Raw genomic sequence first — 8,060 nt, forward strand, 5'->3', positions numbered from 1 at the left:
CGGCGTGGAACTGCGCCAGCGCGCTCATGCCGCTGCCGGCGACGCCGACGAAGTGCAGCCAGGGTGCGGGGACCGGGGCGATCACGCGGGCTCTCCGTTCGGCGGCGGCGGTCAGGCCGTCAGGCGCTTGCGGCCCTTGGCGCGGCGGCGCTGAACGATCTTCTGTCCGTTCTTGGTGGCCATCCGCGAACGGAAGCCGTGTCGGCGCTTGCGCACGAGTCGCGACGGCTGATAGGTCCGCTTCACGGTCGGCTCCTGGGACTGAAAACAAGGTGGGCGGCGGAAAGTGGTCCGTCGCGGGAAGGGCGGGCGTATAAGCGGGGAAGCCCGTGGTGTCAACGCCGCGAGCGGCCAGCGGAGAGACGATGGACCGGGTCAAACGCTTCCTGCCCCTGATCGTGCTGGCATGCGTCATCACCCTGATCTTCGCCATGGGCTGGAACCGCTACCTGTCGCTGGACACCCTGCGCGACCACGGCCAGTCGTTCCGCGATTTCACCGCCGACAACTACCTTGTCAGCCTGCTGGCCCTGATGCTGCTGTTCGCGGTGCTGACCGCCAGCGTCGTGCCCGGCGTCTTCTTCGTCACCATCACCGCCGGCTATCTTTTCGGCCCCTGGGTCGGCGGCGTCTCGACCTCGATCGCGGCCACCGCAGGGGCGCTGGCGGTCTACGCCGTGACCCGGAGCGCCCTGGGAGAATCCCTGCGCCGCAAGGCGGAGCGCGACGCGGGCCTGATGCAGGCGGTTTGCACGGCGATCGACCGCGACACCTTCTGGTATGTGCTCGGCGCCCGCCTGGCGGTGGTGGTGCCGTTCCACATGATCAATATCGCGGCCGGGATGATGGCGGTGCGGCTGGCGCCCTATTCGGCCGCCACCGTGATCGGCCTGCTGCCGGCGCACATCATCTACTGCTGGATCGGGGCGAGGCTGAACGCCCTGCTGGCCGCCGATCCGAATCCGGACTTCCAGGCCCTGTTCGGCCAGTTCTGGGCTCCCATGGCCGGCGTCTTCGTGCTGGCGGTGGTCCTGCCCTTCGCCATGAAGGGCGCCCAGGCGGCCCTGCGGCGGCGGAGGCGGGCATGACGGACGCAGCGAATGGCCCAAGCTTTGCGTTAGGAGGGGCATGAGCGAGGCGCGGCCCCTTGTGAGCGACAGCGGACGGCGCCTGCGGCTGCCCGCGGACTGGCGCGACCGGCTGAGTTTCCACGCCCCCGACGCCCTGGCGTGGCGGCTGTTGCTGCTGACCTTCGTGTTCACGGCCGTGGTCGAGGTGCTGATCGTCGCGCCCAGCGCCGCCAGCTTCCACGAGCGCTGGCTGCTGGACCGGCTGCAGTCCGCCGAGCTGGCCTCGGTCGGCGTCGAGGCCCTGCCCTATTCCGCGGTCGAGGACGACGTCGCCGAACAGCTGCTGGCCATCGGCGGGGTGCAGGCCGTGGTGGTCGGCGACCAGGGCGTGCGGCGGCTGCTGCTGCAGGCCCCCAATCTGCCGCGCACGCCCGACCTGATCGACCTGCGCGAGGACCGGCCGGTCACCCGGCTGCTGGACCCGTGGCGGACCCTGTTCGGCCACCCGGACCGATCGATCCGGGTGCAGGCGCGGCCCCGCTACCGCTCCGGCGACTTCATCGAGATTCTGGCCCCGGCCGAGCCGCTGAAGGTCGAACTGCGGGCCTTCCTGCTCAACAGCCTGCTGATGTCGGTGTTGCTCTCGCTGGTGGCCGGGGGCCTGCTGTACGGCGGCCTCGCCTTCCTGGTGCTTCAGCCGCTGCGGCGCGTGACCCGCTCGATCGAGCGGTTCGCTGTCGATCCGGACGCGGAGGGCGATCCGCCCAGCGACCGGCACGACGAGATCGGCCGGGTCGAGCGCGAGCTGGCGCGGATGCAGGGCGAGGTGCGCCAGTCGCTGCGCTCGCGGGCGCGACTGGTGGCGCTGGGCGAGGCGGTCGCCAAGATCAACCACGACCTGCGTAACATGCTGACCTCGGCCCAGATCGCCTCCGAAAGGCTGGCGGACTCGCCCGATCCGCAGGTGGCCAAGGCGTTGCCGCGGCTGGAACGGGCGTTGGGCCGGGCCGCGGCCCTGTCGCGCAATGTGCTCGAATACGGCCGCAGCGAGGAGCCGGAGCCGCAGCGCGCCCGCTTCGCGCTCGGGCCGGCGGTCGCCGCGGCGGCCGAGGACGCCGGTCTGTCTGACGAGGGGGTGGGGCTGAGGAAGGCCATTCCGGCCCGGTTCAGCGTCAACGCCGACCCGGATCAGCTTCACCGCGTGCTGGTCAATCTGATGCGCAACGCCCGCCAGGCCATCGAGGGCGACGCTGCGCGGGTCGGCCGCAAGGGCGTGGTCAGGGTCAGCGCCGCCCATGACGGGGGGGCGGCGGTCATTCGCATCGCCGACAACGGACCGGGCATTCCGCCGCGCCTGGCCGACCATCTGTTCGAGCCCTTCGTCAGCGGGCGGAGCTCTGACGGATCCGGCCTCGGACTGACCATCTCGCGCGAGCTCGCCGTCAGCCACGGCGGCGATCTGATCCTGGTGCAAACGGGCCCGGAGGGGACGACCTTCGAGCTCCGGCTTCCGGACTGAGGGCTCCAAATCGCCCGATCGGCGTTATCTCTCGCAGACCGCCGCGAAACGGCCCAGCTTGACGGCCAGGCCTTTGTACGAAGGAGCCCGTGATGATCCGACTGACCTTGACCGCCGCCCTCGCCTTGGCGCTCGCCGCCGCCCCAGTCATGGCCCAGACCGCGCCGCCCGCCGCCGCCAACGCCCAGCCGGGCTCGGAGGAATGGCTGCGGATACGCGGCGAGATGTACAATCGCGCGCCGGATTCCGAGCAGGACCCCGCCGAACTGGCCGCCACCGCCCGGCTGAACGCCGAGATCGCGGCCCGCAACGCCGCGGCCGCGGAAGCGGAGACCGAGGCTGCGGCGTCCTGGGAGGACCAGAACGCCCGCTGGCGCGCCGAGACGGCCCGGCTCGAGACCGAGCGCGCCCAATGGGAGGCCAACGCCGCCGCGGCCAGGGCCGCCCAGGCGCAATGGGAACGCGACAACGCCGCCTGGGAGGCCGAGATGGAGGCCTGTCGCCGGGCGGGCCGGGTCTGCCTGACGGCGGCCCCTCAGCGCTACTGAGCCGCAACCTCTTCCGACCGCGCCGGCGTTGCGGAGCGCCGGCGCTCGTGAGACCGTCGGCGGGCCGTCTCCCGGGGGAACGCCGCCATGACCGACGCCGCCGCCGATCCGCCCGCCGGGGCCGAGGAACCGACCCCCGCGCCGATCGCCGGACGGCGCGCGGACCGGCCGCTGCCGGGCGGACGCACCGACACCTGGCGGCATCCGGCGACGGTGCGGATCACCCACTGGATCAATGTCGCCGCCGTGGTCGTCCTGCTGATGAGCGGGCTGAACATCCTGGCGGCTCATCCGCACCTGTACTGGGGCCTGAGCTCGACCTTCGCCGATCCTTGGGTGAGCACGCCGACGGTCCCGAACTGGTTGCTGATCCCCCAGGGGCGCAACCTGGCCGAGGCGCGCAACTGGCATTTCCTGTTCGCCTGGATCTTCGTCATCAACGGGCTGGTCTATCTGGCCTGGGCCCTGATCTCCGGCCGGTTCGGACGGCGGCTGTGGCCGACCCGCGCCGACCTCGCGGGCTTCGGCGCCTCGGTGGCGGAGCACGCCCGGTTCCGCTTCCCGACCGACGATCACGCCCGGACCTACAATGTCATCCAGAAGCTGACCTATCTGGCCATGGTGCTGATCATCCTGCCGCTGATGCTGATCACTGGCCTGTCGATGTCGCCCGGCTTCAACGCCGTCGGCGGAGTGCTGCTGGAGATCATGGGCGGACGGCAGTCGGCGCGGACGCTGCATTTCATCTCGGCCGGGCTGATCGTCGGCTTCATCGTCGTGCATGTCGGTCTGGTGATCTGGACCGGCTTCTTCAACAACATGCGGTCGATGGTCACCGGCTGGTTCGTGATCCAGCCGCCGGGCTCGACCGCCGGGCCGGGGCGGCGTCGGCGGTCTGAAAAAGGAGAGGGGCCATGAACCGCCGTCGCTGGCTGAGCGGCGCCCTGGCCGCCGGGATGGCGTCCCTCGTCAGCGCCTGCGGAGAGGCGAGCTGGCGGCTGTCGGACCAGGCCCGGCGCATGGGCGAGGGACTGACCCGGCGGGCCCAGCGGCTGCTGATCCCGGCCGACGCCCTGGCCCCGACCTACAGCCGCGCCGAGATCTCGCCGGACTTCCGGCCCAACGGTTCGATCGCTCCGGCCGCGTCGGACTATCGGGCGCTGAACGCGGACGGCTTCGCCGGCTACCGGCTGGTCATCGACGGGCTGGTGGAACGGCCCCTGTCGCTCAGCCTCGCCGAGCTGCGCGCCCGACCGGCGCGGACCCAGATCACCAAACACGACTGCGTCGAGGGCTGGACCTCGATCGGCGAATGGACCGGGGTGCGGTTGGCGACCCTGCTGGACGAGGCCGGACTGAAGCCGGAGGCGCGATACATCGTCTTCCACTGTTTCGACGCCCTCGATCAGCGCGAGGATGGCGAGCGCTATTACGAGAGCATCGACCTGATCGACGCCCGCCATCCGCAGACGATCCTGGCCTACGACATGAACGGCGAGACCCTGCCGGTCCCGCACGGCGCGCCGCTGCGGCTCAGGGTCGAGCGCCAGCTGGGCTACAAACACGCCAAATACATCCGCCGCATCGAGGCGGTGGAGAGCTTCGCCCACCTCGGCCGCGGCAAGGGCGGCTACTGGGAAGACCGGGGGTACGAGTGGTACGCGGGCATCTGAGCCGGCCGACCCGCTACGCCAACCGGGCCTGAAATCGGGGGCTCAGGCCCCCGTCGTCTCTTCCCTGCGCTTCTGCATCATGGCGTCGAAATTGTCCCAGACGCCGGCGGCGCCGTGCCAGACGCCGCGGGTGGCGGCCTTGGAGTATTCGGTCGCCCGGGCCTCGAAGAAGTTGGCGTGTTCGACGCCCGACAGCATCGACTGCAGCCACGGCAGCGGGTTTTCCTTGGCTCCGTACAGCTCGGGCAGGTGCAGCTGGCGCAGGCGCCAGTCGGCGATGAAGCGGATATAGGCCTTGATGTCCGAAGGGGTCATGCCGTTGACCGGCCCCATCTCGAAGGCCAGGTCGATGAAGCGGTCCTCCATGTCGACCACGGTGCGGCAGCATTCGACGATGTCGTCGGCCACCGCCTTGGTGACGGCCCCCGTCTCCTTGTTGAAGGCGTGGTACAGCTTGATGATGCCTTCGCAGTGCAGGCTCTCGTCGCGGACCGACCAGCTGACGATCTGGCCCATGCCCTTCATCTTGTTCTGGCGTGGGAAATTCATCAGCATCGCGAACGAGGCGAACAGCTGCAGCCCCTCCGAGAAGCCGCCGAACATGGCCAGGGTGCGGGCGATGTCGCCTTCGGTCTCGACCCCGAACTTGCCCATGAAGTCATGCTTGTCGCGCATGGCCTCGTATTCCATGAAGGCGCCGAACTCGCTCTCGGGCATGCCGATGGTCTCGAGCAGCAGGGCGTAGGCGGCGATGTGGATGGTCTCCATGTTGGCGAAGGACGCCAGCATCATCTTGACCTCGGTCGGTTTGAACACCCGACCGTAGCGCTCCATGTAGTTGTCCTGGACCTCGATGTCGGCCTGGGTGAAGAAGCGGAAGATCTGCGTCAGCAGGTTGCGCTCGCTGTCGGTCAGATTGGCCGCCCAGTCCTTGCAGTCCTCGCCCAGCGGCACCTCCTCGGGCATCCAGTGGACCTGCTGCTGCTTCTTCCACATGTCGAACGCCCACGGGTAGCGGAACGGCTTGTAGGCGGCCGAGGCGGTCAGGAGGCCGGGGGTCGAGGGCAGGATCGGGGCGTGCGCGTTCATCGAAACAACTCTGTCGGCGAATCCGGAATGGTGGGGTTCACCATGCGGGCGGGAGGCCGCGGCGCCAAGCCGAATTGCGGCTATATTGCGATCACTTTTTCCGCGACCGCTAGATGTGGTAGGTGAGAGCGAGGCTTCTGGGGAGCAAGCTGGGGACGATTGCCGGCCCGATCCGCAAGGACCGCTTATGGCCGGGCCGGAATATCTCGCGGGCGATCTCGCGCGTTGCACGGCAAACCGGAGGGCGAGGAGATAGACATGACCTACACCGTCTATGGCGCCGCCGGTTCGGGCTCGGTCCCGGTCGAGGCGGCGCTGACCCTGATCGGGGCGCCGTTCGAGGTGGTCGAGGCGGTCACCTGGGAGGGCGAGGCCGAGCGCAACAAGGTCGCCGCGGTCAATCCGATGCGGCAGATCCCGGCCCTGGTCACGCCAGAGGGCGAGACCCTGACCGAAAGCGCGGCGATCCTGATCTGGCTGGCCGAACAGCATCCGGAGGCGGCGCTGGGGCCGGAACCGTGCGACCCGCGGCGCGGCCAGTTCCTGCGCTGGATGACCTTCATCCCGGCGGCGATCTATTCGATGTACTGGGTCCGCGATGAGCCCTCGCGGCTGGGCGGGGACGATCCGGCGGCGCAGGCGACGATCCGGGCGCGCACGGCCGAGCGGATCGCCGAATGCTGGGCGCGGATGGAGAGCCAGATCACGCCGGATCGTTTCCTGCTGGGGCCGGAGCTGACGGTGCTGGACCTGTATGTCGCCGTGGCCAGCCGCTGGACCCCGCACCGGGCCCGGTTCCACGAGGTCGCCCCGCGCATGGGGGAGGTCGTGCGGCGGGTCGACGCCCTGGCGGAACTGCGGGCGTTCTGGCCCCGGCGGTTTCCGTTCGAGGGGAATTACGAGGGCTAGTCCCGGCCCCTCAGGCCGCTTCGGCCTGAACCTCGGCCGGGGGCAGATCGCCGGCCAGGGCGCGGGAGACGATGGCGAACAGGGCGGCCTGGCTGACCGGCTTGGCCAGATGGGCGTTCATGCCGGCGCCGAGGCAGCGGACAACGTCCTCCGGCATGGCGTCGGCGGTCATGGCGACCACCGGGACGGCGCCCCGGGCGTCGGGCAGGGCGCGGATGCGGCGGGTGGCTTCCAGCCCATCCATGCGCGGCATGCGCACGTCCATCAGCACCAGGTCGAGGACCCCGGCGGCGGCGGCGTCCACGGCCTCGTGTCCGTCGCAGGCTTCGACCACCTCGCAGCCGAAGGCCTGAACCATGATGCGGGCGACCTCGCGATTGACCGGGTGATCGTCGACGACCAGCACGCGCGGCGTGCGGGGCGTCCCGTTCGGGGCCGAATCCTCCGTCGGCGTGACGGCGGGAGCGGGCTGGACCGGCGGGGCGGCTTCGGCGGGCGCGTCCGCGGCCCGGGCCAACGGCAGGTGGAGGGTGAAGGTCGAGCCCTCGCCGGGGCGGCTGTCGACCTCGATCCGGCCGCCGAGGCGGTGAACGTGGCGCGCCGCCAGCGCCAGGCCGAGGCCGACGCCGTCGTGCAGGCGGGTGGTCGAGGCGTCGGCCTGGGAGAAGGCCTCGAACAGTTCCGCATGGTGGTCGGGTTCGATGCCGCAGCCGGTGTCCGAGACGCGGATGACGATGCCCTCCCCGGCGCGGTCGAGGCGGACGGTGACGCCGCCCTCTGTGGTGAATTTCACCGCATTGGCGATCAGCGGACAGAGGGCCTGACGCAGGGCGCGGCTGTCGCAGTCGAAGCGCGAACGCGCCGGCAAGCGATCGTCGATGGTCAGGCTCAGCCCCATGGCTTCGGCGGCGACGCGGCTGGGGCCCATGGCTTCGCGGGCGACGGCGGCGAGATCCAGCGGCTCGGGCGAGACGGCATGCTCGCCGCGAGCGAAGTCGAGGATGTCCTCGACCAGGATCAGCAGGCCGTTGCTGGACTCGCGAATCTGGCGGGCCTGACGCAGGGCCTCCTCGTCCAGATCGGAGCGGCTGGCCAGCAGGTCGGCGAAGCCGGCCACGCCGTTCAGCGGCGTGCGCATCTCGTGGCTCATCATGGCCAGGAAGCGGGAGCGGGCGGCGGCGGCGTTCTCGGCCACGCGGCGGGCCTCCTGGGCGGCGGCGGTGCGGGCGCGGAGCCGGGTCTCGAGCCGGCG

At 70.5% G+C, this 8,060-nt stretch carries 9 protein-coding genes; 6 read left to right on the forward strand and 3 right to left on the reverse strand.

All coding sequences use genetic code 11. The features are described 5' to 3' along the window. Positions 1-111: 111 nt before the first annotated feature. A complete protein-coding gene (gene rpmH / locus RDU12_RS09265; protein WP_123288089.1) occupies positions 112-246 on the reverse strand; it encodes a 50S ribosomal protein L34 in 135 nt (44 codons plus the stop codon). A 119-nt stretch (positions 247-365) separates the two neighbouring features. Here rpmH and RDU12_RS09270 point away from each other — a divergent pair, with 119 nt between their 5' ends. The 5 genes from RDU12_RS09270 to RDU12_RS09290 all read left to right on the forward strand — a co-directional run bounded on the left by RDU12_RS09270 (position 366) and on the right by RDU12_RS09290 (position 4,810). Continuing rightward, positions 366-1,088, forward strand: a complete 723-nt coding sequence (locus RDU12_RS09270) for a TVP38/TMEM64 family protein (protein WP_300292747.1) — start codon at positions 366-368, stop codon at positions 1,086-1,088. Positions 1,089-1,149: 61 nt separating this feature from the next. After that, positions 1,150-2,589, forward strand: coding sequence for a HAMP domain-containing sensor histidine kinase (locus tag RDU12_RS09275; protein ID WP_308684497.1), 1,440 nt, complete (start codon positions 1,150-1,152; stop codon positions 2,587-2,589). 92 nt (positions 2,590-2,681) lie between these two features. Then, entirely contained in the window at positions 2,682-3,137 is a 456-nt protein-coding gene (locus RDU12_RS09280; RefSeq protein WP_308684498.1) for a cell wall hydrolase, read from the forward strand. Between the two features lie 87 nt (positions 3,138-3,224). Continuing rightward, positions 3,225-4,055, forward strand: coding sequence for a cytochrome b/b6 domain-containing protein (locus RDU12_RS09285; RefSeq protein ID WP_308684499.1), 831 nt, complete (start codon positions 3,225-3,227; stop codon positions 4,053-4,055). Beyond that, positions 4,052-4,810, forward strand: coding sequence for a molybdopterin-binding protein (locus RDU12_RS09290; RefSeq protein WP_308684500.1), 759 nt, complete (start codon positions 4,052-4,054; stop codon positions 4,808-4,810). The genes RDU12_RS09285 and RDU12_RS09290 overlap by 4 nt, the downstream gene beginning before the upstream one ends. Positions 4,811-4,852: 42 nt before the next feature. Here RDU12_RS09290 and RDU12_RS09295 read toward each other — a convergent pair whose 3' ends face one another. Further along, complete coding sequence (locus RDU12_RS09295; RefSeq protein WP_300292225.1) at positions 4,853-5,899, reverse strand: ribonucleotide-diphosphate reductase subunit beta; 1,047 nt, start codon at positions 5,897-5,899, stop codon at positions 4,853-4,855. A 258-nt stretch (positions 5,900-6,157) separates the two neighbouring features. Between RDU12_RS09295 and RDU12_RS09300 the strand changes: the two genes are divergently transcribed. Further along, positions 6,158-6,808, forward strand: coding sequence for a glutathione S-transferase family protein (locus tag RDU12_RS09300; protein ID WP_374990205.1), 651 nt, complete (start codon positions 6,158-6,160; stop codon positions 6,806-6,808). Between the two features lie 10 nt (positions 6,809-6,818). Here RDU12_RS09300 and RDU12_RS09305 read toward each other — a convergent pair. Next, on the reverse strand, positions 6,819-8,060 hold a 1,242-nt coding region (locus RDU12_RS09305), incomplete at its 5' end, for an ATP-binding protein (RefSeq protein WP_308684501.1).

The sequence above is a fragment of the Brevundimonas sp. genome, assembly GCF_031082345.1.
Taxonomy (GTDB): domain Bacteria; phylum Pseudomonadota; class Alphaproteobacteria; order Caulobacterales; family Caulobacteraceae; genus Brevundimonas.